At 52.1% G+C, this 25,598-nt stretch carries 15 protein-coding genes and 1 pseudogene; 13 read left to right on the top strand and 3 right to left on the bottom strand.

Annotation, left to right across the window (positions count from 1 at the left end):
* The first annotated feature begins 178 nt into the window (after positions 1-178).
* The 6 genes from ACTNDI_RS00480 to ACTNDI_RS00455 all read left to right on the top strand — a co-directional run bounded on the left by ACTNDI_RS00480 (position 179) and on the right by ACTNDI_RS00455 (position 10,532).
* Positions 179-2,983: a family 78 glycoside hydrolase catalytic domain gene (locus ACTNDI_RS00480; RefSeq protein WP_441098798.1), complete on the top strand. Its 2,805-nt coding sequence runs from the start codon at positions 179-181 to the stop codon at positions 2,981-2,983.
* Positions 2,961-4,718 (top strand): MFS transporter, encoded by a 1,758-nt coding sequence (locus ACTNDI_RS00475; protein ID WP_441098797.1) that lies wholly within the window; start codon positions 2,961-2,963, stop codon positions 4,716-4,718. Before ACTNDI_RS00480 ends, ACTNDI_RS00475 begins: the two co-directional genes overlap by 23 nt.
* Positions 4,719-4,758: 40 nt before the next feature.
* The gene (locus tag ACTNDI_RS00470; protein ID WP_441098796.1) at positions 4,759-5,901 is read left to right on the top strand and encodes an alpha/beta hydrolase fold domain-containing protein; all 1,143 of its coding nucleotides are present in this window, start codon (positions 4,759-4,761) and stop codon (positions 5,899-5,901) included.
* 189 nt (positions 5,902-6,090) lie between these two features.
* Positions 6,091-7,380, top strand: a complete 1,290-nt coding sequence (locus ACTNDI_RS00465) for a glycoside hydrolase family 5 protein (protein WP_441098795.1) — start codon at positions 6,091-6,093, stop codon at positions 7,378-7,380.
* Between the two features lie 139 nt (positions 7,381-7,519).
* On the top strand, positions 7,520-9,991 hold the full coding sequence (locus ACTNDI_RS00460) for a glycoside hydrolase family 3 C-terminal domain-containing protein (RefSeq protein WP_441098794.1): 2,472 nt from the start codon (positions 7,520-7,522) through the stop codon (positions 9,989-9,991).
* Positions 9,992-10,184: 193 nt separating this feature from the next.
* Positions 10,185-10,532 carry a DUF2200 domain-containing protein gene (locus ACTNDI_RS00455; protein ID WP_441098793.1) on the top strand — a complete coding sequence of 116 codons (348 nt, stop codon included), beginning with the start codon at positions 10,185-10,187 and terminating at the stop codon, positions 10,530-10,532.
* Between the two features lie 304 nt (positions 10,533-10,836).
* Here the strand turns inward: ACTNDI_RS00455 and ACTNDI_RS00450 are convergent, their stop codons facing one another.
* Together ACTNDI_RS00450 and ACTNDI_RS00445 are read right to left on the bottom strand one after the other, a co-directional pair.
* Entirely contained in the window at positions 10,837-12,096 is a 1,260-nt protein-coding gene (locus ACTNDI_RS00450) for a GntP family permease (RefSeq protein WP_441098792.1), read from the bottom strand.
* 166 nt (positions 12,097-12,262) lie between these two features.
* Complete coding sequence (locus ACTNDI_RS00445; protein WP_441098791.1) at positions 12,263-13,411, bottom strand: glycerate kinase; 1,149 nt, start codon at positions 13,409-13,411, stop codon at positions 12,263-12,265.
* A gap of 416 nt (positions 13,412-13,827) precedes the next feature.
* Between ACTNDI_RS00445 and ACTNDI_RS00440 the strand changes: the two genes are divergently transcribed.
* Positions 13,828-14,907 (top strand): CdaR family transcriptional regulator, encoded by a 1,080-nt coding sequence (locus ACTNDI_RS00440; protein WP_441098790.1) that lies wholly within the window; start codon positions 13,828-13,830, stop codon positions 14,905-14,907.
* 222 nt (positions 14,908-15,129) lie between these two features.
* Here the strand turns inward: ACTNDI_RS00440 and ACTNDI_RS00435 are convergent, their stop codons facing one another.
* Entirely contained in the window at positions 15,130-15,990 is an 861-nt protein-coding gene (locus tag ACTNDI_RS00435) for a LysR family transcriptional regulator (RefSeq protein WP_441098789.1), read from the bottom strand.
* Positions 15,991-16,303: 313 nt separating this feature from the next.
* Here ACTNDI_RS00435 and ACTNDI_RS00430 point away from each other — a divergent pair, with 313 nt between their 5' ends.
* The 6 genes and pseudogenes from ACTNDI_RS00430 (at position 16,304) to ACTNDI_RS00405 (ending at position 25,457) form a co-directional block, all read left to right on the top strand.
* Positions 16,304-18,262: an oxidoreductase gene (locus tag ACTNDI_RS00430; protein ID WP_441098788.1), complete on the top strand. Its 1,959-nt coding sequence runs from the start codon at positions 16,304-16,306 to the stop codon at positions 18,260-18,262.
* 256 nt (positions 18,263-18,518) lie between these two features.
* A complete protein-coding gene (locus tag ACTNDI_RS00425; RefSeq protein ID WP_441098787.1) occupies positions 18,519-19,298 on the top strand; it encodes a LuxR C-terminal-related transcriptional regulator in 780 nt (259 codons plus the stop codon).
* Positions 19,299-19,494: 196 nt separating this feature from the next.
* Positions 19,495-20,637, top strand: coding sequence for a hypothetical protein (locus tag ACTNDI_RS00420; protein ID WP_441098786.1), 1,143 nt, complete (start codon positions 19,495-19,497; stop codon positions 20,635-20,637).
* A gap of 463 nt (positions 20,638-21,100) precedes the next feature.
* A complete protein-coding gene (locus tag ACTNDI_RS00415) occupies positions 21,101-23,359 on the top strand; it encodes a DUF4428 domain-containing protein (protein WP_441098785.1) in 2,259 nt (752 codons plus the stop codon).
* A gap of 107 nt (positions 23,360-23,466) precedes the next feature.
* Positions 23,467-23,757: pseudogene (locus tag ACTNDI_RS00410) on the top strand (transposase); the annotation flags it as partial.
* Between the two features lie 563 nt (positions 23,758-24,320).
* Entirely contained in the window at positions 24,321-25,457 is a 1,137-nt protein-coding gene (locus ACTNDI_RS00405) for an aldo/keto reductase (RefSeq protein ID WP_441098784.1), read from the top strand.
* The last annotated feature ends 141 nt before the right edge of the window (positions 25,458-25,598 follow it).

Here is a 25,598-nt window from a genome sequence, read left to right as displayed (position 1 = left end):
ACAGACTGCGGAAGCGCAGCTGATCGGAAATGGAACGGCCGCTCAGAAAAGGGCGGCTGGTTTCAGGTTGAAATACCAGGTACGACTTTACGAAGCACCATCATGTTAAAATAATTGGTGTGTTAATTTTCTGAATGCTCTGCGAGTGGAAGCGGTCGAGGGAAAGGGGTGCAGATAAATGCTGAGGATTCGTTCATTTACCGTGCAGAATCTGGAAGAGGGATGTGTGACAGATTCCTCAAACCCTGCGTTTTGGTGGGAGCTTGAGAGTACCGGAAAGGATGTGAAACAGACCCGCGCGGAACTTACCGTCGGAGACTGGACGGTGAAGCTCGCTGGGGAAAACCGTGCAGTTTATCGCGGCGCAAGTCTCAGGTCTTTTACAAGATACCGGGCGGAGCTTTGTGTCACGGATAATCACGGAGAGAACGCATCGGCTGAGCTTTTCTTTGAGACGGGAAGAATGGGAGCACCCTGGATCGGAAGATGGATTACTGACGGCGCGTACCGTTTCACGGAGAAAAAGGCTTCTCCGGTCCCGATGCACTTCCGGAAATGTCTGAACCTTACGAAGAGAGTAAAAAGGGCGGTGCTGTACAGCACCGCTATGGGTATATATCAGTTCTATGCGGATGGAGAGAGAGTCGGCGGAGATTATTTCGCCCCGGGCTTCACGGCATATGGGAAGCAGCTTCAATACCAGACATATGATCTTACGGAGCAGTTTGAAAACTGTGGCACACACATTCTGACCGCGGTCGTCGGTGGCGGCTGGGCTGTCGGACGCTACACCTATAAAGAACGCTGCCGGATTTACGCGAACCGTCAGGCGCTTCTGGCTGAGGTCCGGATCTGGTTTGAGGATGGATCGGAGCAAGTGATCGGAACAGGATCCGACTGGGAGGTATCCATGAACGGACCGTTCCTCGCAGCGGAATTCTACAACGGCGAGTTCTTTGACGCAAGGCGCATGGCCATGCTCGGTCATGCTGCAGACAGAACAGACGCGGCAAATCAAACGGACGGATGGCATCCGGCGTGTGAGGAAAAACTGAGAATTCACCCGGACATAATCGCACAGTACGGAGACCCCGTGCGTGCGCATGAGGTTTTCCGCCCCGTAGCAGTCACCCGCTCGCCATCCGGAAAGATTATTTTTGATTTTGGACAGAATTTTGCGGGAGTAATCCGCATTCTTTTGAAAGGAAGTGCCGGGCAGAAGATTACCATCACCCATGCAGAAGTTCTGATGGACGGAGAATTGTACCGGGAGCCTCTTCGAAGTGCACGGCAGGAGGCTATTTATATTCTGAAGGACGGTGTGCAGGAGTACGCGCCGTCTCTCACTTATATGGGATTTCGGTATGCTGCCGTCGAAGGCGCGGAAATAATGGCGTTTTCTGACGCCGCGGATCAGGCTGCGGAAATCCGTTCATCTTCCTGTGCTGCGGCTATTGAAGCGTATCATCAGAGATCCTCCTTCACTTCAGCCGGCGAGGCGGAGAACCCTACGGCTTCTGAAGGTGACCTGCCTCAGATTCTGAGGGTGGAAGCAGTGGCGCTGTATTCCGACATCCGTGACAACGGAAGCTTTTCCTGCTCGAATCCGGATCTGAACCGTCTTCAGGAGAATATCCGGTGGGGCGCGAAGTCCAACTTTGTCGATATCCCGACGGATTGTCCGCAGAGAGATGAGCGGCTTGGCTGGACCGGCGATATCGCTCTTTTCTCACGGACTGCAGTATATAATTTTGATATGTCGCGCTTCCTTGGAAAATGGCTGCGGGATGTGAAGGCGGAGCAGAGATGGGGCGGCGGGATTCCGATGATTGTCCCCTTCGTCAAGGTGTACTGGCAGTGGGAGCTGGTCGTGACGATGGCGGTGGATCACTGGGGAGACGCCTGTATCCTGGTGCCCTGGGCAGAATATCTTTCCAGGGGGGATTTATCCACCCTTGAGGAGATGTATCCGGTCATGGTGAAATATATCGACGCCTGCCGTTTCTGGGCCGGACTTTTTTCCCTCGGGAAGAGACGGTATATCTGGAAGCTTCTGCATCATTACGGCGACTGGTGCGCACCGGGAGTTGACATGTGGACATGGATGCGCAGAGGTGAGTATACGGCGACGGCCTGCCTGTCGAACTCGGCGGCAATCATGAGCCGGATTTCCGAGGCTCTCGGGAAAAAGAAAAACGCACGCAGATACCGGAAGCTGCATGAGGATACGGCTGACGCGTACCGGAGTCTTCTCATGGATCCGGACGGAAGGGTCAGGGATGAATTCCAGACCGCATACGTACTCCCCTTGTATTACGGAATGCTGCAGGGAGAGGACCGGAAGAAGGCGGCGGAACATCTGGCACGGATGGTAAGAAAAAATGGTTATCATATCGGAACAGGTTTTCCGGGAACGCCATATGTGCTGTTTGCGCTGGCAGATAACGGATATCCGCAGGAGGCGTTCCGCATGCTTTTGAATGATACGTGTCCGTCATGGCTCTATGAGGTAAAGACCGGAGGAACAACCATCTGGGAGAGATGGGATGCACTTCGTGAGGACGGAAGCTGTAATACCGGGGAGGGTGACGGAACCGGAGGCATGGTGTCCTTCAACCACTACGCAAGCGGAGCGGTGGGAGATTTCTTTTACCGGAGAATCGCGGGGATCGAGCCGCTTGAGGCCGGGTACCGCAGATTCCGCATCCGTCCTCTGATCTGCCGTGATGAAGAAAATAATGGAAGGTTTTTCCTCACGCAGGCGAGAGGAAGCGTCAGAGGCGCGTACGGAGAAATTGTCAGTGACTGGAAAATTGTCGACGATACATTTGAAATTCATATCCGCGTTCCGGCTGGAACAACCTGCCGCGCAGAGCTTCCTGACGGAAGCTGCCATGAAGTGGGAAGCGGAAACTGGACCTACGCCGTAACGGTTGTCAAAGGAGAGGAAGGAGTACAGAGTGAAGATCACGAAAATTGCTGAAAAGTCTGCATTTCATACCCGGATAACGTCTTCTAATGTAAAAATTAAGGAGATGTTTTTCGGATATCTGGGAGCGCCGTTTCTGGCAATGATCTCAAATGCTGTTTTTGCGGCGTATCTGAATCGTTACTATGTTGATGTATTGGGATGGACAAAATTCGGTCTGTTCTCAGCGCTTCTTCCCATGGTTTCGGTGATATTTGTCATCGCGGGAAATCTCGTGGTGGGAAGTCTCATTGACCGGACGAGGACGGCAGCCGGAAAGGCGAGGCCGTATCTTCTGCTGTCGATCCCGCTTCTGGCGGCGGCGATTCTTCTTTTGTTTCTGACGCCGGTAAAGGGAAGCGGTCTGGCGCAGATTCTCTGGATTGCGGTGTCCTATAATCTCTATTACGCTGTAGCGTATCCCTGCTATTACACAGCGCACAACTCCATGGTATCTCTTTCTACCCGGAATTCTTCCCAGAGAGGCATTCTGGCCACTTTATCGAATGCGTCGACAGTCGGAGCTGCGGGTGTGGGCGGCAGCATACTTGTACCGATTCTCCTGCAGAGCTATATGTTTGTCACAGATGAGAACGGGCTGAATGTGGAGGCAAGCTACCTGCACTGGAGAGTGCTTGCAGTCTTTCTGGCCATCCTGACCGCGGTCGGAGTTCTGTTGGAATATTATTATACCCGTGAGAGGATCACAGAGGAAAGTCAGAATCTGAATCTTCAGGAGAAGAAAATCCCCACCAGAGAGCATATCCGTGCTTGTGTCCATGACCGGTACTGGTGGATGATGATTCTGTTTGTTCTGGTCTTTCAGATGGGTCAGGCATTCAAAAACGGATCTATGAGCTTTTTTGTCCGGTGGATGTTTGACGGTGTGATTCATTCCTCAAACCCGGAACAGATGTCCGGTACTCTGATGTCGACGCTGGGACTGGTGGGAGGAATTCCGACAGTAATCGGTATGTTCCTTGCGTGGCCGCTCGCAAATAAGCTTGGGAAGAAAAAATCAATTCTACTTGGTCTCATTTTTGCACTTGCCGGGGGCATGGTCGCGTTTCTCAATGTCAACAGCTTTGTGATCGTATGCATCGGCGTGATTCTGAAAGGAATTGGAATTATTCCGGCGCAGTATGTTCTTCTTGCGCTGCTCTCGGATGTACTTGATCACCTGGAGGCGAAAAACGGATTCCGGAGTGACGGATTTACCATGTCGATCTACAGCGCGGTTTTCGTCGGACTGGCAGGAATCTGCAACGGCGTTCTGAACGGTATGTTGGCTTCCTCCGGATATAATAACATCGGCATCGCAGCTGATCCGGCAAGCGGGAAGGCTATTCAGGATATTTCCTCATGGACCGGGCGGGTTGTATACCGACAGTCACTTGGAACAGAGCATGTGCTTGCGTTTCTGTATCTGGCGGTGGACATGATTACCTTCGCGGTCAGCATTTTCCTGATTCTCGGGCTCAATGTGGAGAAAAATCTGAAGAAAGAACAGGAGATGATTCTGGAGCATCAGAAACAGGCTGTTCTGGCCGAGGGCGGCGTCTGGGAGGATCCGTCCGTTAGAGAGAAGCGGGAGCAGGAGGAAGCGGACCGCAAGGCGGAACAGGACCGGATTGCAGAGCTGCAGGCATACTGCAAGAAGAAGGGCCTTGATTTCGAAGAAGAAAATCGGAAATATCTCGAAAAAGAGGCAAAGAAAAAGAACTCACTGATCGGAAAACTTCTGGGGTAAGGAAATTCTGACAGGTCAGAAATGGAGAGGTGCAGAGAAGATGAATGTAAAGAAAAGAAAGGTGGGCAGAGTGGTGCGGAACATTCTCCTTGCTGTGGTGATTGCGGCTGCCGTGATAATGGGAATCTGGCATAAGACAACGGCAGCAGTCTTCCATAATCTGACTCAGCCACATGTCCGTGTGCCTGACACGGATACATGGACGGGCGGTGAGTCTTATTTGAAGATTCCATATAGTTCGGTTTCTGATTCGGATTATGTTGACCTTTATGTTCCTTCTGATGTGAAAAATCCTCCGTTGCTGATTCTGGTCCACGGGGGCGGTTTTGTCACAAATGACAGCCAGTCAAAGCAGGCGGTGTTGATGTACCGGTATTTCCGGGATCATGGATATGCGTGCGCCTCGGTCAACTACAGACTGGCAGAGGAAGCTCCTTTCCCCGGGGCAGTTGAGGATGTGAAGGCGTGTATCCGGTTTCTTCAGGCAAACGCCGGGACCTATGGATATGATTCCGGGCGGATGGCCATATTCGGTGAATCCGCAGGAGGCTACCTGGCAATTGCCGCAGCCATGACGAATGATGAGGAGTTTAACAGCCTGCCATATATCGGAGAAAGCAGCGGGGAATCAGACGGCTGTTCCGATGATGGAAGCAGCGGCAAACAAGAGGAAGGACAGAGCTCTGCTGCGGGCGGAGATTCCGTACCGGCAGAAGGTGTCAATCCGGCGATCCGGGTTTTGATCGACTATTATGGAGATGTTGATTTCACGAGCCTGGATGCTCAGTGGAAAGAGATCGGTTATTCTTCTCTCGTGCGCTCGATTGCCAATGGATGGATTCAGAAAAATCTTCCGGAGGGCTACACCGATATCCACAGCTACTGGCTCCGCAAGGATATTTCGAAGCTGAGTAAAGACGAGCTGGCGCCGATGCTTCTGAATAATTACATTGACGAAAACCTACGTCCGGATTCCGATCTGTCCGTCTACATTTCCCATGGAGATGCAGATCTCACGGTACCGGTCACACAGTCTCAGAATCTGTATTCGAAAGTATCCGGCATCATCGGTACCGGGCGGACAAAGCTGAATATCGTAAAAAATGCGGGCCATGCAGGAGACGGGATGTACTCGGATCGGGAACTGGAGAAGATGGACCGCTTTATACAGGCACACATGTAGAAACGGGTGGCCTTTTGCAGAGCGAGGCTGTCCGTTCGCATGCCGGAGACGGACTGCACACCCGCAGACGGGAAATATACGGCAGTGACTATGCATCGGCGATATATGCATATGCCATGTTAAACTGCTGAAGCTGGATCTGGAATGACCAGAGGAAGAAAAGCCTGCAGGAATAACCGGAGGAGAAAAATGGAGAAGACGACACAGAACAATCCGTTTCACGGGGTGAATCTGGGAAACTGGCTGGTGCTGGAGAAGTGGATGTCTCCGGAGATGTTTGACGGAACGGATGCGGAGGATGAGACATGGCTGAACCGGGAGGCGTCCTGGGGGATTATTCCGGAGAATTCGTTCTGGGCGAAACTTCCTGCTGATGATCCGGGATATCAGACGGGGCAGATGACCAGAGAGAAGCTGGACCAGCGCATGAAGTATCACAGGGAGACCTATGTGCAGGAGAAGGATTTTAAATGGCTACACAATCATGGAATCACCCATGTGCGCATACCGGTGCCGTTTTTTATCTTTGGGGATCGTAAACCCTATAAAGGCTGTCTGGAATACCTGGACCGTGCATTTGTGTGGGCCCAAAAGTGGAAGATCAAAATTCTGATTGATCTTCACACGGCCTGCGGGGGACAGAACGGTTACGATAACGGAGGCATTACAGGCGTATGCAAATGGCACAAGAATCCGGAAGAGGTGGAGTTTGTGCTGCATGTTCTGGAGAGGCTGGCGAAGAGATACGCGGAGGAAAGCGCACTCTACGGACTGGAGGTCTTGAACGAGCCCATCAGCCGCCTGGTATACCTGACGGCGCCTTCCACAGGGAAGGCCAGGGATCTTGAGGAGGCGGAGGGCTCCGGTCATGTACCTACCATTTTTCTGAAGGATTTTTACCGGAGGGCGTACCACAGAATCCGCAGATATCTGCCGGAATCCAAAACGATTGTCTTTCATGACGGGTTCCGGCTGAATGTGTGGGGAGACTATTTTGTCCGCCACAAGATGAAAAACGTCTGTCTCGACACGCATATGTATGTTTTTGCCATGGAGAACTTTTTTCCGGTGCATAAGCCCTGGGTATATCGTACCTACCTGGCGATCAACAAACAGAGAATCCGGCTGGCGCAGAGGTATACGCCGGTTATTGTGGGAGAATGGTGTGTCACGAATGAATATGCCTTCGGGATTCGAAGGGATTTCACCAGAGGGGCACTTTCCGGAATGGCGACCTCTCCGGACGCAAGGAGGTACCAGATCAATGTTCCGCTTCCTGAGCGGGAGAAACGAAAGCGGTTTCTGCGTCTTGCCCGTGCCGAGCTTCGCACCTGGGAAGAGACAGAGGGGTGGTTTTACTGGAATTATCAGCTTCTGCGGGACCGGAGAAAAAAGACAGACGAATATTTTAAGGAGGCCTGGGATTTCGCGCGGTGCATGGAACGCGGATGGCTCCCGGCTGCATTGGAGAGTGAATAACGGCCGGCGATCACGGATATCCGATACACTGAAAACAGGGCCGTCAACGCGGGACTGTACTGGAGATGGAATAATTGTCGGCGATCCCTGACATGAAGAAATTGATTTTTTGTCAACAATGAATGAAAGGACTTTATTTATGAAACACGCGGATATTGTCAATCGGATGACGGCGGAGGAGAAGGCCGCATTTCTTTCGGGGAAAAGTGAATGGGAGTCCTGGAATTTTGAACGGCTCGGAATTCCGTCGATCTTTATGTCGGACGGACCGAGCGGAATCCGCAAGCAGGCCGGCGAGGGCGACCACCTTGGTTTGAATCCCTCGGTTCCTGCGACGTGTTTTCCGTCGTCAGCGACTCTCTGCAACAGCTGGGACGCGTCCCTGACAGAAGAGGTCGGCGAGGGACTGGGAAGGGAAGCCATGGCGGAGGGAGTCAACGTGCTTCTGGGACCGGGCATGAATATCAAGCGGAATCCGCTTTGCGGACGTAATTTCGAATATTTTTCCGAGGATCCGTATCTGACGGGGAAGCTGGCAGCGGCAGAAGTGCGGGGAATTCAGTCCCGGGGCGTGGCTGCCTGCTGCAAGCATTTTGCGGTGAATTCGCAGGAGACCCGGCGGATGGCCATGAATGCGGTTATCGATGAAAGGACACTTCGGGAGATTTACCTGACTGCGTTTGAAATCGCGGTGAAGGAGAGCCACCCGAGGGCGATGATGTCCAGCTACAACGAGGTGAACGGAGTATACGCGAACGAAAACCGTCACCTGCTGACAGATATTCTGCGGAAGGAATGGGGGTTTGACGGTTTTGTTGTGACCGACTGGGGCGCAAGCAATGATCATGTTCTTGGTGTGAAGAACGGCTCAAACCTGGAGATGCCGAATCCGGGACTTGATTCGGCCAGAGAACTCCTGGCTGCGGTAAAATCCGGAAGAATTTCACAGGAAGAGGTGGATCATAGAGTCGATGAGCTGTTGGATGTGGTGCTGGAGCTGACCGCTGAGGCGAAAAAGGTCTGTCAGAATCATGATGATCATGACGGTTCTGTGCAAGCTTCCTGTTTGGATAAAGACGCGATACACCGTGAAAACCACCAGCTTGCTCGGAAAGCAGCGGCGGAAAGTATGGTTCTTCTGAAGAACGAGGATCAGATTCTTCCATTAAAGAGCGGGACAAGGGTCGCCATCATCGGAGATTTTGCATTTGAACCGCGCTATCAGGGCGCCGGTTCCTCGATGGTGAATGCGACGAAGGTAGAAAACATCCGGGATCTCGCAGGCGGCTATGATCTTCAGGTTGTGGGCACGGCAAGAGGATACCGGAGGGATGGGAGTGAGGATGCAACCCTGATCGGGGAAGCGGTTTCCCTAGCGAAACAGGCAGATGTTGTGTTGCTCTTCTTTGGCCTGAATGAGCAGTCCGAGTCTGAGGGCCTTGACCGCACACATCTTCGCATTCCGCAGAACCAGATCACTCTGATGCGCGAGATTCAGGAAGCAAACCGGAACACAGTCGGAATTATCAGTGCGGGATCAGTCATTGAGATGCCCTGGCACAGCCTTTTCAAGGGGCTTCTTCACGCGTATTTACCGGGACAGGCTGGCGCGAGTGCAATGCTTGACGTGCTCACCGGCGCGGTAAACCCATCCGGACACCTCGGAGAAACCATTTTGAATAAATATGAGGATACACCGTCGTATTCGTATTATCCTGCTCTTGAGCGGAATTCTGAATATCGAGAGAGCGTATTTGTGGGATACCGGTATTTTGAGACCGCAGATGTTCCTGTGCTCTTCCCGTTCGGGTATGGACTTTCCTATACCACCTTCGAATATTCCGCTCTGCAGGTAGAAGAATCGGGAATCCGGTTCACGCTGAAAAATACCGGCACCCGTGACGGCGCCGAGGTTGTGCAGATGTATGTGGGAATGAAAGATTCCGCTCTTTTCCGACCGGTCCGTGAGCTGAAGGGATTTGCTAAAATCTTTCTAAAGGCCGGAGAAGAAAAGAAGGTGAGTATCCCGTTTGATGACAAGACCTTCCGTGTGTGGAACCGCATGACGGACCGCTGGGAAATCGAAGGCGGAACCTATCTGATATCTGTCGGTTCCAGCTGTCAGGATCTTCGACTGACATGTTCGGTGGAAAAGCAGGGGGATCTGGAGCGGATTCCCTATGACAGGGAGAAATGCGGCTGCTATTACAAGGCGGACATCCGAAGAGTCTCTGATGAGGCGTATGAAGAGATACTGGGGTATCCGGTTCCTTCCGGCTCCTGGAACCAGAAAAGCCTCGGCATCAACGATGCCCTGTGCCAGATGTATTACGCGAAGAGTCCCATCGCCAGAAAGATATATAAGGTTCTGGACAGGAAACTGAAAAAATCGCAGGCAGAGGGAGGTGTCCCGGATCTGAATACGATGTTCCAGTATAACATGCCGTTCCGCGCAATTGCGAAGATGACCGGCGGCCTGGTCTCGATGGAAATGGTAAATTGTATGGTAGACATGGTGAACGGCCATTTCTTTCGGGGAATGGGAGGCGTGATCGGCGGATTTTTCCGGAACAGGAAAGAAAATAAGCAATATCTCCGGAAATTAAAATGAAATTGAAACAAATATGAAATTGATATGAAATCGATAGGAACAGACAAAGGCAGGTTCGTGACGGACCTGCTTTTCTGGCATTTTCAAAGAGAAATATATATTGATTTCCAGACTTCCGGATGGTATTTTGTGATTCAGGACAATCTCTCTGGCGTCACCAGATGGGAAATCGTGCGTGAAGGAAGTGGATCAAATGGATAATGAAAAAGTATTTGCCATGAAATTTTCCAAGGTATACCCGCTGCTCGTGGCGAAAGCTGAGCGTAAAGGCAGAACAAGGCAAGAAGTGGATGAAATCATCTGCTGGCTGACAGGATATGGAGAAGGAGAGCTGCAGGAGCAGTTGAAAAAAGAAGTCGATTACCGGACATTTTTTGAAGAGGCTCCGCAGATGAATCCGAATTGCCATCTGATTACAGGCAGTGTGTGCGGAATCAAGGTCCAGGAAATCAAAGATCCGTTAATGCAGAAGATCCGGTATCTGGACAAGCTGGTTGATGAGCTGGCAAAAGGCAAGGCAATGGAAAAAATAATGCGATGATGGAAAACATCAAAGAAAAATACCTGTCCGCCGGAGAAATGCTCCTTGAACGGACAGGTATTTTTTTGATTTACGCGAACAGTGAGCCGCAGCCGAATGCGAAGTATTCGTGTGCGGCGAGCGTCGCGATAGCGAGATAAAACTCGCGCAGCGTGTTTTATCTCGTTCAATCAGGTGACGAAGAACTGCAATTGATAAATGATTTAGTCAGCTGACGAAGAGACATCATTGATGAAAGATCCAGTCAGGCGACGAAGAGCAGCAATTTATCCGGTCAGGCGACGAAGAGCAGCAATTTATCCGGTCAGGCGACGAGGTATACGATCACAGCTGCGATAGTGCTTGTAAGTCCGACGAGTGCCTCATACGCGATCAACTTCATGCGGTCCGGGATCTGCATGTTCACGGCACCGCCGGTTGCATGGAAGAAGGATCCGTGTGGCAGGGAATCGATGACTGTTGCTCCGGCATGAATCATAGCGCCGGCAGAGACGGCCGGTATTCCGCTGGAGATGAGTACCTTGGAGAAGGTCTGCGCGGCAACGGTAGCGCCTGCCGTGGTGGAGGCTGTAGCGCCTGCCATGAGGATACCGGCGATCGGTGCAAGCAGGAAGGCGGGCATGTGGAAGAAGTTCAGTACATTCACGACATCTGCCTGAAGAGCGGATGCCTTGATAATGCCGGCAATCGTACCTGTACCGAGAAGCAGTATGGAGACACCGGTTACCTTATCCAGTCCAAAGGAGGAAAATTCGCCGAATTTTTTTACAGTGCCTGTCGCAAACGCGCAGACGAGTCCACCGACCGGAAGAGCGATCATCGGGTCTATCGTAATTCCTGCCTGACGAAGCGCGAGCAACACAATTACGGTGAGCGGACCGGCAATTGCCTGCGCAAAGGAGGGCAGGCTGCGGGAATCGGCCGATTCAAGATCCGAATCTGTTACCGGAAGGCCGTTCTTTCCGGCAAGAATTCCGGACAGAATGACCGTTACAATCAGGGCACAGATCGCCGGAATGATGTTTCTCGTGATCAGAGAGGTCAGATTGATCTTAAAAGCCTCTGAAACCGCGATGGTATTCGGGTTCGGGGAAATGATGTTGCCGGCCTTTCCGCCTCCGATCATCGCCAGGAGCAGTGACTGCTTGTTGTATCCGGCTTCCTCACCGATCGCGAGCGCAATCGGGGCAACGGTGATTACGGAAATGTCAATAAATACGCCGACCGCGCAGATGATCATCGTGGCCAGGGCTACCGCAAAGAGCGCTCTGCGGCTTCCAAGCTTCCGGACGATGACCTGTGCGATTTTTTCTGCGGATCCGGTCCGGATGAGCGCGCCGGCGAGAATGCCGGAGGTCATGATCCGGAGAACGGAGGTAATCATGCTCCCCGCCCCGGTCATCATGGAGTCTACGGTAACACCCAGATTTCCGCCGGAGCCGATCAGTCCGCCGACCAGAGCGCCGATGATCAGGCTGTAGGCCGGATGGAATTTCCGGATGATGAGAAAAATTGCGAGCGCCATTCCGATCAGCGCCCCTGCAGTTGAAAATGTGTATGTCATTGCCTTGCCTCCTTATATGGTATCCGTTGGGATGGTCAGAAAGTTTTATATGCAGCAGCGGGATACTTAAGCATCTCCCGTTCTGCGTCCGGGAGAGTGCTTGCAAATCCTACAGGTCTTATGAGTTGGTTCTGATGCTTCGGGTTTAGCGGTGATATCCGGAGGATTACCTCTTCGCTAGCTGCAGTTTTATTAGGCGTGCCGCCTGTTCGGCCGCCGCAGCCATATTTTTTTTGGCGTTCTCAGGTTCACAGGCTTCTTCCAGGGTCGTGACACCGCGTACGATCGGGAAGAAGGCATCGATGCCGCATTCGTTGCAGGCGCATGCGTCGTCTGTGACGCTTCCGGCAAAGGCGATGACGGGTTTCCCATGTGCTTTGGCAAGATTTGCGACTCCGACCGGCACCTTGCCCATGGCAGTCTGGGCATCGAGCCTGCCTTCGCCGGTAATGATCAGATCCGCGTCCGCGAGGTATGATTCGAGACGGGTCTCCTCAAGAACAATCCGGATGCCGGACTGAAGCTCGGCGGGCAGAAAAGTGCGGAAGGCAAAGCCCATACCGCCGGCAGCTCCGGTTCCTGGAAAATCCGGATCAGCGTCCGGATGAAGGACTTTGGAAATTTCGGCATACCGGGCGAGCCAGCGATCCATATTCCGGATATCCTCCGGACGTGCTCCCTTCTGCGGGCCGAAGACGGCACTGCATCCGTTGCTGCCGCACAGCGGATTTGTGACATCGCAGGCGATGCGGAAGGTGCATTCTGCCAGCTCGGGGAGTACATGCTCCTCCGTTATCGCAGCAAGCTCCATGAGTCCCCGGGCGCCGCGTGAAATCTCTCTGCCATCGCTGTCCATAAGTCCGAATCCGAGGGCCTGAAGCATGCCGGCGCCGCCGTCATTCGTCGCGCTTCCTCCGATTCCGATGATAAAGCGACGGCAGCCTTTTCGAATGGCATCCGCAATCACCTCGCCGACGCCGTATGTGGTTGCCGAAAGCGGGTTAAGTTCTTCGGCCGGGACCAGAGTGATGCCCGCGGCTCCGCTCATTTCGATCACCGCAGTCATGGAATCACGGATGATCCCATAGGAACAGTCAACCGGTTCTCCGAAGGGTCCGGTGACCGTGACATGCTCAAGGTGTCCGTTCATTCCCTTTGTCAGAGCCTCAACTGTTCCCTCTCCGCCGTCCGCAAGCGGCCGCACGGCAATTTCCGCGTCGGGATACACCCGATGAAAGCCCTCCGCAAAAGCATTTCCCGCTTCGATCGAAGTCATGCTTCCCTTGAATGAATCTATGGCGGTCACAATTTTCATATCAATACTCCTTTCCCCTGTTCATAAATTTCCGAAGGTAATTCGTCTGTGTTGTGTATCTGTCCCCGGACTTCTCCGATCGCCTTCGGAACCTCCGGGCTGCTGTTCCGCACTTGTTTTATAAGCTGATTATAGAAAAAAGTATCCGGGTATGCTATGTTATAGATAACATAAATTTAACGACAAAATGTGATTATGTATCAGGTTTAACAGATCCGATCTTATAAACCTGATCTGGCAGGCCGGATCTAACAAACGCTATCTGGCAGGCCGGATCTAACAAACGCTATCTGGCAAGCCGGATCTAACAAACGCTATCTGGCAGACCGGATCTAGCAAACGCTATCTGACAGACCCAATCTGGCAGACGTGATTTACAGACATGAAAAAAGGAAAAAGAGGAGAAAGCTGAGAACATGAAGAGTCTGATACGGCACCGTCTGGCGCAGCAGATGGTGGATACCATACATGATGTGTGCGGATACAACATTAATTTTATCAGTCCGGAGGGGAAAATCACCGCGTCGACGGATCCGGAGCGTATCGGTATGTTCCACGAAATTGGAAGAAAAGCTGCAGAGAGTGGAGAGACCATAGAGGTGGACAGCAACGAGGATTATTCGGGTACAAGAAAGGGAATCAATATTCCGATCTATTATCATAACTCTGTAATCGCGGTGATCGGCATTACAGCAGAGCCCTCCGAGGCCCGGAAGTACGCGCATCTTGCGGAAAGGATCTCGGCGCTTCTCCTGCATGAGCAGGAAATCGGAGAGATGTACCGGAGTACAGATGAGCGGCGCGCCTATCTGATCCGCTGTATTCAAAATGAGGATTTCGAAAACCGCGCTTATTTTGACAGCTGCCTGAAGGAGTTTCATGTAGACCCGAAGGGCAGATACCGCATGCTGTGTATTGAGATAAATACTCGTTATAATCTGGTGAACATCTCTCTTCTGGAGCAGAAGGTAAGAGCTTTTTTCAACCGGATCGGGGAAGAAGTCTACACCTATATCTACCCGAACCGGTTCGCCGGACTCATACGGTCGGAGTCGTACAAGAATTATCAGTCAGTATTCCGCCGTTTCGCATCGGATCATCATCAGATCCTTCAGATGGGGGTCGGCAGTGACAAGAGCTTTGAAAAGTGCGGCGATTCCTGGCGGGATGCAGTCATCGCCATTAGCTCAATACGCGGGACCGGGAAGGATCTCGTCGCGTTTGATGATCTGAAGCTGGAGATTCTTCTTTCAGGGATGAGTGATGCGGTGAGAGAGGAATACAGAACGAAAGTGCTGGGAGGGTTGAAGCCCTCGGAGGTTGACTTTCTGAAGACTTACTATGATTCGGACATGTCCCTGAAGGCGGCAGCGGAGAAGCTTTTCCTGCACGTCAACACCGTTCAGCAGAGGCTGAACCGGATTGCCGGGAAGACCGGAATGAACCCCAGGAATTTCCGGGATGCGGTTTTGTTCTGGCTGGCGATGCATGTCTGAAGCAGGCGAATGGGCGGCTATGAATACAGATTCTGTTCTGGCGCTGGCGATGCATGTCTGAAGCAGGCGAATGGGCGGCTATGAATACAGATTCTGTTCTGGCGCTGGCGATGCATGTCTGAGGCAGGCGAACGGCCGGTCCTATATACGGATTCTGTTCTGGCTGGCGATGCATGTCTGAAAGAGGCAGATACCGGTGATGATGAATGCGAATACGAACACTCAGGAAGCGGAACTGCCTGTGGGCTCGGAGGACGCCGGGGTCTTTAACGTTGCGGCGTAGATGGCCCAGGGGATGGAGTCTTTGATCTCGATGCACCGGATATTCTCCTGCCGGATTTCGGAGGCATGAAGGTTTACATCGATGCCGATGCCGTGCTGTCTGGATACGAACAGATAAATTAGTGAGCTCTCCATTGTACGGATGGAGATCTGCGGCACAAAGCCGAGCTCCTGACATTTGGTGACGATGGAGTGAAAAATACTGAATTTTTCGTTGAGTGTAATCAACTTCTCTTCCTGCAGATCCACGAATGACAGTACATCTCTATCATACAGCGGATGCCCCTGTGGAACGACGGCACAGAGTCTCGTCTCGAAGATTTTCTGCTCATGCACCATGGGGGAGCGAAAATGATCGACTACATAGGCGGTGTCGATTTTGCCGCCCAGGAGCAGATCTTTGATGTTCTGATTGAAATCCTCTGTCCATTCCACGCTCTCTGATCCGATCAGCTTCTGATTCAGAGTCCGCAGCGCGGGGACGGATTGAAGAGCGCGGATGACGCCGCAGGCAAAACCGACCCGGAGAGAGCGGCGGGAGAAATCCATTCGCTTCATCTCCATTTCAAGATCCTGCAGCCGGTACAGAAGCTCCCGGCTGTGCTTGTACAGGTAGTCTCCGCTCTTGGTGGGAATGAGCCCTGCCGATGACCGGCGAAAGAGAACCACGCCGAGCTCATCCTCCAGACGGTTCAGATTTTTTCCCATACCCTGCGGGGAAATATAAAAACGTTCGGAAGCCTTGTTCAAACTTCCGGTTTCATAGCAGGCACAGAAATAACGAAGCGTTTTTGTATCCATTCCCTGAGTATGCCTCCTTCTTACATGATGTCCATTCCCTGAGCATGTTTCCTTCTTTCATGATGCCCATTTCCTGGGTGCGTCTCATTCTTGTATGACGGGATCTGTCTTTCTGCATTATACCCCAGATAAGGATGAGTTTATACTTTTTCAGACAAAAACCATACAATCATTATGAAGGGATGAAAAAAATAGTTTCTACTCGTATGAGTCTGGTTGATGGCGGAAGCCGGTAAGACGATGTAAGATTAATTTAGTTAATTTGTTAACGATATCGCGCCATCAATCTGAAATGAGTGTACAGGAGGATGTTATGAGAACCAGAAAATACCCGAATCTCTGCAAACCAATCACGATCGGCAGAACTACCTTTCGCAACCGTATGTTTTCCGCACCTATGGGTGGAACGGATATCACGAATGACGGCTGCATCGGACCAAAATCCACGGCTTTTTATGAGCTGCGTTCCAAGGGAGGTGCAGCGGCGGTCACGGTAAGTGAGTGCATGGTTCACCCACAGACGGACGGATCGCACGCCTATCATCTCGATGAGTCTATTCTGAACTCCCTGGCCTGCGCAACCTATACGGCGGATGCAATCCGCAGGCATGGCGGGATTCCGAGTCTGGAACTGTCGCACTCCGGTATGTTTGCCGGCACCTACATGACAGACAAGAAGAAGCAGCACGATCTGCATCAGTGGGGACCCTCCGATACCGTTCGCGGAGACGGCGTGCAGGTGAAGGCTCTGACAAAAGAAATGATTGAAGATATTGTGGCGGCGTACGGGCATGTAGCAGGACTGGCAAAGCGTGCGGGTTTTGAAATGATCATGATTCACGGCGGGCACGGCTGGCTGATCAATCAGTTTCTGTCTCCCCTGTTCAATCATCGGACAGATGAATATGGCGGGTCACTGGAAAACCGCACCCGGTTTGCTGTGGAGGTTCTTCAGTCGGTGAGAGAGGCGGTAGGTCCGTTCTTCCCTGTTGAATTTCGAATGAGCGGCGCTGAGTTCACGGAGGGCGGATATGGCCTCGATGAAGGTGTCCGTATTGCACAGGCGATCGAGCCCTATGCGGATATCATACACGTGTCGGCCGGCACCTATCAGAAGACGTTCGGCATCACGCATCCGTCAATGTTCGAGGACCACGGACGCAACGTGTATCTGGCGGCAGAGATCCGGAAGCATGTGCATAAGCCGGTAGCTACGATCGGAGGCCTGAACGACCCGGCGCAAATGGAGGAGATCATTGCTTCGGGAAAAGCGGATATCGTGTATATGGGACGCGCCCTTCTGGCCGATCCCTTCCTTCCGAGAAAAATCAACGAGGGCAGAGAGGATGAGATCGTGCGGTGTCTGCGCTGCTTTACGTGTATGGCGGAGCGCGCGGCCACATCTACCAGACGCTGTACGGTCAACCCGCTGATCGGAAGAGAACTGGAAGGGGATGAGATCCAGCCCGCACCGGTAAAGAAAAAGGTTCTTGTGGCAGGCGGCGGCCCGGGCGGTCTGTATGCGGCTTATACCGCTGCAAGACGGGGGCATCAGGTGGTGCTCTGCGAGAAGGAAAAAGAAGTCGGTGGCATTCTGAAATCCGAACAGGCGCTTCCCTTCAAGTATGAGATGTATCAGCTCTCCGGAACATACCGGCTGCTCTGCGAGAAGGCGGGTGTTGAGATTCGTACCGGTGTCGAGGTGACACCGGAATATGTCGACAGCGAGGCACCGGACGCGCTGATCATTGCGGTCGGCTCCACACCTCTCGTACCTCCGATTCCGGGGCTGCGCGGGGAAAATGGAGCAAACGTCATTGTGGTCAACAACTATTATCTGGAAAAAGAGCGCTGCACGGATCATGTCGTCGTATTCGGCGGCGGACTCGCGGGCTGTGAATGTGCCGTTCATCTCGGACAGGAGGGAAAGCATGTCGAGATCGTTGAGATGCGGGATATGCTCGCGCCGGACGCAAACGTCCGCCACCGTCCTCTGCTGATGGCACAGATTGATAAATATTGTACGGTCCATACCGGTTACAAGGGACTCGAGGTTACAAAAGAGGGAATTCTATGCGAGACAAAGGACGGAGAGAAGGTTCTGGTTCCCGGTGACACCGTGATCTGCGCGCTCGGCCAGAGATCCCGGACTGACGTTGTGGAGTCCCTGATGGATACCGCTCCCTTCGTCCGTGTAATCGGCGATGCGTCCAGAGTATCTACCATTACAAACGCGGTGTACTGGGGATATCATGCGGCACTCGACATCTGACGCAGGATAGCCGGAAAAGAAACAGGTATAGAAACAGGCAAAAAAACAGATAATGAAAAAGGTCGTTTATCTTACGATAGACGGCCTTTTTTGCGGTGTGCCCGGCGGGCGCACGTTCTAATGGGTGAGAGTCCCTGATCCGCCCGGCAGTGGGAAGGATGCAGCTGAAAGCAAGGGCGTCATCGTGAGGTGAGGTCTGAAGGAAGCCGTAGGCAAAACACTGGCCTGTAAAAGTTGTCCGGATAGACTGTGAAGCGTGGATGAGGTTGCCGCCATACGGCAGATTTTGCGGCAAAACACCACTTCCGAAGAAAACGCCGCCGCTGTCAGGCAGTTTCGCCGTGCCACCCAGGTATTGCGTGAGGAAAACGTCTATCCCCAGGACGATGTGTCGGAGTTTATCCGGGATGCAGAGGTTTCCGGCGTCCGTGTGGAAATAAACGGCGAGCTTCCGACGGAGGCGAAGCTGCTCAAAGTCCTTCTTGCGGTCATGCGGGAAACCTGTATCAACGCCGTCCGTCATGCGGATGCAACGGCTATGTACGTGGTATCGGAGCAGACAGAAGCCGCCGCCGAGCTGAGAGAGCAGTTCCCGGAGCTCAAAATCATTATCGTCACCTCCATGCCGGAGGAGAGCTTTATCAAGCGGGCAAAAGAGGTTGGAGCGGACAGCTTCTGGAACAAGGAAGTAAGCCCCGAGGAGCTGATCACCGTGATGGACGCCACCATGCAGGGCAAGCATATGTGGCCGGGCGAAACGCCCATTGTCAAGCTGGGCGTTACCACCAACACTGATTTTACGGAAACGGAGATCAAGGTTCTGCGTATGGTTTGTGAGGGGCTGGAATACAGCGAGATTGCCGAGGAGCTGCACTATACCAAAGATAATGTGAAGTATCACATCCGCAATATTCTGCAAAAGACAGGCTATGCAAACAAAACCCAGCTTGCCATTGCCGTGACAGGCAAACGCTTCATCATTCCCAAGCTCTTCGATGAGCAGGACGGTTCAGAGGAAAACTCCATCGTTTTATAATTTCATTTGACTGTACAACCCGGTTTCAGATTTGAAACCAGGTCTTTTTTTTGAAAAAGATGCAAAAGTTTACCCACATGGATAGGGAAAATAAAAAACCGGTTCGGTATAATATAGGTGAACATAGGGTTACTGCGCCTTTTTATGCTCCGGAAGCTTTGACCGGACGCAAAAAGAAATCCGGGAGGTGATGCAAATGCGGAGAGTTGTTGTTGATATGCAAAATGCTTTGCTTGCGCTGTGTCTGCTGCTGAGCCTGACCGCCTGCGGGGCACAGTCCTCCGGAAAGATCCCCGGGGGCACAAGCGATCCGAAAATGGAAACGAAGCTGCCGGAAAAGGACCCCGGCGGCACGGGTGATTTGAGCGGGAAAGACGATCCGGATGGTGACACCGTGACCGATGAAGCGGCGCGGGCGGCGCTGGACATGCTGCACCAATGCATGGCGGACAGTCCCAAGGCTGCCGCCGTGGCGTACCTCGGCTATCGGGACGCGGCGGAGCAGGACGGCGACCTCACCGACTGGCTGTGGACCAACGCGCCGGGGCTGATGGAGAAAATGGCATTTCTGCAGTCCATCCCCGCTGACCGTGTGCTGAACGGCAGCTACGGCGACCTCTATTGCGTCGCGCCTCGGGACGAACACACCTCGCTGGCGGTGAATCACGTCACCTGGCGCTCCAATGGCCGCGGCATGTGGCCTGTGGCGGACGAGGTACTCTACCGCAGCGAGTACGCCGAGCCCCTGCTGCTCTTCGTCCGCTGGGAGGAATTTGAGGACGAGCCGGACGTGGAGATCGTCATCGTGCCGGATGGCGGCGTTGAGGTGAGCTGGTGTCCCACAAGGAACTTGGAGGACGGCGGCTATATCGAACTCCCCACCGGCGTGGACTACGAACCCCTGCTGCTGGATTTCAGCCGCTTCGGCGACGTCACAGGTCTTGACTATCCCGAGGATTGGGAGCCGGCGGGCGACGACTGGTGGCTGCCGCCTACGGATATGGGCCTGGCAGACACCACCTGGGTCTGTGATGACTGGCTGATGAGCCTGCACTACGGCGACTGCGACCCTGACTATGCCGGGATCGCCGAGCTCTACCACAGCTTTGAAGACAATACAGAGCTGACACGGGTCTTTTCCGGCGTGTGGCGCATGGAGGATGACTGTCTGCGGCTGGATCTCTCCGCCGGCGTCGGCAGCTCCCTCAGCGGCAGTTTCCCGATCCTCATCTCCCCCTCCGGCGAGGAGATGCATTTCCAGCGTTCGCGCAGCGGCGAAGGGGTCCCCTTCCTGCCGGACGATATGGACTCCATTGATCTGACACGGAGCTATGGCTGAGTCCCCTTTCATTTTTCCAAACACTCGCAGTTCTCCCTGCATCTATTCTATCGAGAGACGCTGAAACAAAAAATGCTCGTATCGCAGTCATAGCTTACAAGGGCGCCGGCAGCGATGAGCTGCTTGACTACAGCGTAGGGACGATCATTCTGAAAAAAGTCGTCAACACGGAGGATACAACCACGATTACTGTCGACGCCTACGGAAGCGAGACATATCTCCCCGAAAGCAAAAAACCATTCACGAAAAAAATCAAGCGGACGCTCACTCTGCAAAGAGCGAGACACCCCGAAAAAAGAAAAACGGACGGGGAACTCTTCACCGAAAAGGACTGCCCGTCCTGCGGAGCGAATTTCATACCTGATGAGAATCACTGCTGCTCGTTCTGCGGATACAGTCTCAAGGCAGATAACGCCAAATGGGTCGTTTTGACGATCGGCAAATGACAAGGAGGATCCTTGTAATGGGATTATTTGGCAAAAAATACTGTGATGTCTGCGGTGCCAAGATAGGTTTTCTCGGAAACCGCAAGCTCGAGGACGGCAATCTCTGCAAGGAATGCGCGAAAAAGCTCTCGCCGCTTTTTTCAGAGCGTCGGCACTCGACAGTCGCTGAGATTAAGGAACAGCTCGCCTACCGCGAAGAGAACAGGCATCGGCTCGATGATTTCTTGCCGACTGTCACCTTTGACGGAAGCAAGAAAGTTTATATTGACCCGATAAGCGAGCGTTTCATCGTCACGGGACTTTCGAACTGGCGCGGTGGCAACCCGGATCTGATCAGCTTCTCACAGGTCACCAACGTTGAGACAGACATCAGAGAGAACAAGGAAGAGATCTTCTATAAGGACTCCGAGGGCAACGAGAAGAGCTACAATCCGCGCCGCTACGAGTGCGACTACGAGTTCAACGTCACAATCCACGTTGATTCCCCATGGTTTGACGAGATCGAGCTTGAACTGAGCGACGGGAACCGTCCTGACAGCCGCGTCACCGACCTCTACCGCAAATACGAGCAGAAAACGCATGAACTCGCTGATATACTGATGCGCCGCGACAATCGTCACCGTGTCTTTGACGGTGCCGGAATGATGAACCAGATCCGCGCTGAGGACGAACGTCCCGACTCCGCGCCCGCCTCTCAGCCAAGCGGCGGGGAGTGGGTCTGCCCATCCTGCGGCTCAAAGACTACCGGCGCTAAATTCTGCGACAACTGCAGAGCTCTGAAGTCTGCGCCTGTTGAGGCTGCCGCGGCTCAGACTTCTGTCAATGAGACGTGGGTATGCCCCTCCTGCGGGTCTGAGGGTCAGTCGAAAAATTCCGTGAGAACTGCGGATGCGCGAGACCGGCTCCGAAGACAGTGCGCTGCGCCTCCTGCGGTTACACCCCGGAGAATCAGGCAAAACCGCCGAAGTTCTGTCCGGAGTGCGGCAAACCGCTGTACTGACGCTATGAAATGCCGAAGATCGTTGAGGGTGGTGATAATAATGTCTGTTGTCCTTACTGTATCCGCGCTGTTCGGCTGTGGAGGAAGCGGGAAATACACGGTCGATGATATCATCTCGTTCCATACCTCCTACTATGGCATGGCAAGCAATCCGGTGTATGCCTTCGTGCTGCGAAAGCAGGATGAAAACTGGCTCTTCTCCGCAAGCTGCTGGGTCGAGAGCCGGGAGGACTATTACACATCCTTCAGTTCCTTCCCGATACCAACCGAGGAAGCGGAGAAATTCCTTGAGATCATCCGCGAGGAAGACGAGATCAGGCGGCTGCGGAAATACCGCAATCCGATACGCTTCTTCCACATAGCCGACGAGCCGATGCGCAGCTCCAGAATGACTTTCACCGACGGAAACAGCATTGAAAAAGAGACCAAGCTTTGCGACAGGGCTATTGACTGCCTGCGCGACCTCGCTGACAGACACTATGAAGCCGCTGAAAAAGCCGAGCTGATAGCGATAAAGAATAAGCTTACCTCGGTATTTATCCGTCTGAAGGATACCGAACCGTGGCGTTCGCATTCCTTCACTCTGAAAAAAGACGGCGACCAATGGTACTTTTCATTTGAATGCTCGTTCGGAGAGGACAGCTTGCCTGTAAAGGCGGAAAATGTCCGGCTTTCAGACGAGGAGACAGACGATGTGATCAGAATCATTGCGAGATATGACCTGATTTCCAAGGCGAGCGGATATGCCGAGCCGCCGGAAGATATCGACAGTATTACCGACCGGAATGTGTATATCACGGAATTCAGCCTTGCCGACGGGAGCGGGATAAACTCATCCCTCCCCGCGCCGGATGAGCTCACCGGCTGCCTTTACGGGCTTGCCGGGGCGAAGCTCCTGACTGAGGTCAATATCAGCCGTAGCTGCATGGATCATTCCTCATCATACTCATTCAGTCTCGAAAAGGCGGAAGACAACTGGTTTCTGTCCTTTGACTGCGCGACAGATAGAAAAGGATATCACACAAACGCGGAAAAGCTTCCTGTCAACGCCGAAGAGGCAGAGGAAATACTACGAATAGTCAGAGACCAACGTCTCATAAGCGAGGTTCTGTCGTATGAAGAGCCGCCGGAAAGCGACATATACGCCCTTGATGAGACCACATACAACACATCATTTGTTCTTTCGGACGGCAGCTCAGTACACGCCCCTATAAATGCGGGCAGTGAACTGTCAGACGCGTTCTATTCCCTTGCGGGCAGAATAAACAAAAAATAAACCGACTCTGTCAGTAAATAAAAAGGAGAATTAAATAAAATTATAAAAGAAGGATCAAGGGTTATCAAAACCCAAGATCCTTCTTTTGTGTTAGAATTATACTTGCAATGAACAAATCTAACACACTTAATTCTACCTCAAAACAGGCAGTTTTGCCAATGCTTATTCAGGATTATCTGGACATCTGTGATCCGGTACTGACATTTGACCGATTCATGGGAGGAATCGATCTGGAGAAATATCTGAAAAACATCCAGAAGCACTATACTGGAAGACTCAGATATAACCCGGTCAGCATGCTGAAAACAGTACTGTTCGGATTTATGACGAATGGCTACATTTCCTTACGGGAACTGGAGGACCAGTGCAGGGTTAATCTCCGGTTCATGTATCTTATCTTCGTATGCCTCAAGGTTATTTTGTTCAGGAAGATTTTTTCGAATAGGAGTGCCGTCACTGGCGGAGTGTCCGCGTTTTGGCGGCAAATGGTTCTCGTTATGATACAGCCGCATATAATCCCGTGTTGTCTGCCAGCTGATATCGTACTGTTCAGTTGCATCATATTTGGAGATCTCGCCGTCATATATCCGGCGGCCGATGTCCAAACACGTTGTTCTTTGGTGTATTTCATGGTAAGCCTCCTGTCCATGCAAGGATAACTTGTGTTTATGGATCTGAAGTCTGATGTTTTAACTATACAGAATCAACGTCTAAAAGTTAACCCATCTGCATCCAAAATAAGTTTACTACTTCATGGGAGACAGATTTCTGATGATCCCGCAAGTGCAAATATGATATGATACAAGTAGAAAACGGGGATGCCGTGGAAGTCTTTTGGGAAGATGCAGAGATCAAAACAACGTAGTTACATGGGTTCGGATTAATCGGGATATGATTTTAGGACGCGGTTGAATGGCTTTTGATGAAAGATTGCAATGATTTGAATGAGAGGTGACAGAATATGAATTTTAAACCAGAAAAGAAACTCGGCTTTGGCCTGATGCGGCTTCCGCATATGGATCCGCAGAATCCTGCGGATATCGATATCGAACAGGTGAAAAAGATGGTGGATATCTTTATGCAGAGGGGTTTCACCTATTTTGATACCGCATGGATGTACAACGATTTTGCCAGTGAATGTGCTGTAAAGACATGCCTTTCGGATCGTTATCCGAGAGAAAATTATACTCTTGCAACGAAATTGCACGCGGCTTTTTACAACACGATGGAAGAAAGAGATGAGATTTTCTTTAAGCAGCTGGAAAAATGTGGCGTTGAGTATTTTGACTATTATCTGATTCACGGCGTTGGTCACGGCATGCTAAAGCATATCGACACATTTGATGTGTGGAACTGGCTGGTTCAGAAGAAGGAAGTCGGCCTTGTCAGACACATTGGTTTCTCCTTCCATGATACGCCGGAGTTGCTGGAAGAGTTGCTGACGAAACATCCGGAAATGGAATTTGTTCAGCTTCAGATCAATTATCTGGACTGGGAGTCCGAATGGATTAACTCGAGGCGGTGCTATGAGGTGTGTGAAAAATTTGGCAAGCCGGTGATTGTGATGGAGCCTGTGAAAGGAGGAACGCTTGCAAAGATTCCGGCCGAAGCGGAGCAGCTGTTCAAAGATCACGATCCATCTCTGTCCGTTCCCAGCTATGCGATTCGTTTTGCCGCAAGTCTCCCGAATGTCATGGTCGTGCTCTCCGGTATGTCAAATATTGAACAGGTAGAGGACAATACCTCCTTTATGCAGGATTTTGAGCCTCTGACGGAAGAAGAGAAGGCACTCTGCTTCAAGGCTGGAGACATTATTAACAGTCAGATTACAGTTCCGTGTACTGGCTGCCATTATTGTACGGACGGATGCCCGAAGCATATAGCTATCCCGGAATATTTTTCTTTATACAATGAGGATATGCGCGAAAACCTTGCGGAAAAGGGATGGACTGTAAACTTTACCAATTATCAGGAGGTTGCGGCGAGACACGGAAAGGCGTCTGACTGTATCAAATGCGGACAGTGCGAAAGCATCTGCCCTCAGCATCTTCACATCATCGATTTTCTGGAAGATGTAAGCAGGCATTTTGAACACTGAGGAGTGGAGAGATATATGGCAGCATTTCCAAGTCCTGAAAATGAAGCAACATTGCAAATGATCCGCGATTAGTGTACAATATTATCGCTAAAATTTCTATGAGGGCTTCTCCGACGGAGGAGAAGCCTGTTCATTTACGCG

Origin of the sequence: Bilifractor sp. HCP3S3_D3, assembly GCF_052063915.1 — a bacterium.
Taxonomy (GTDB): domain Bacteria; phylum Bacillota; class Clostridia; order Lachnospirales; family Lachnospiraceae; genus Bilifractor.
Note: the sequence above shows the minus strand (reverse complement) of the source record. Positions and strands in the feature narration are given on the sequence as shown.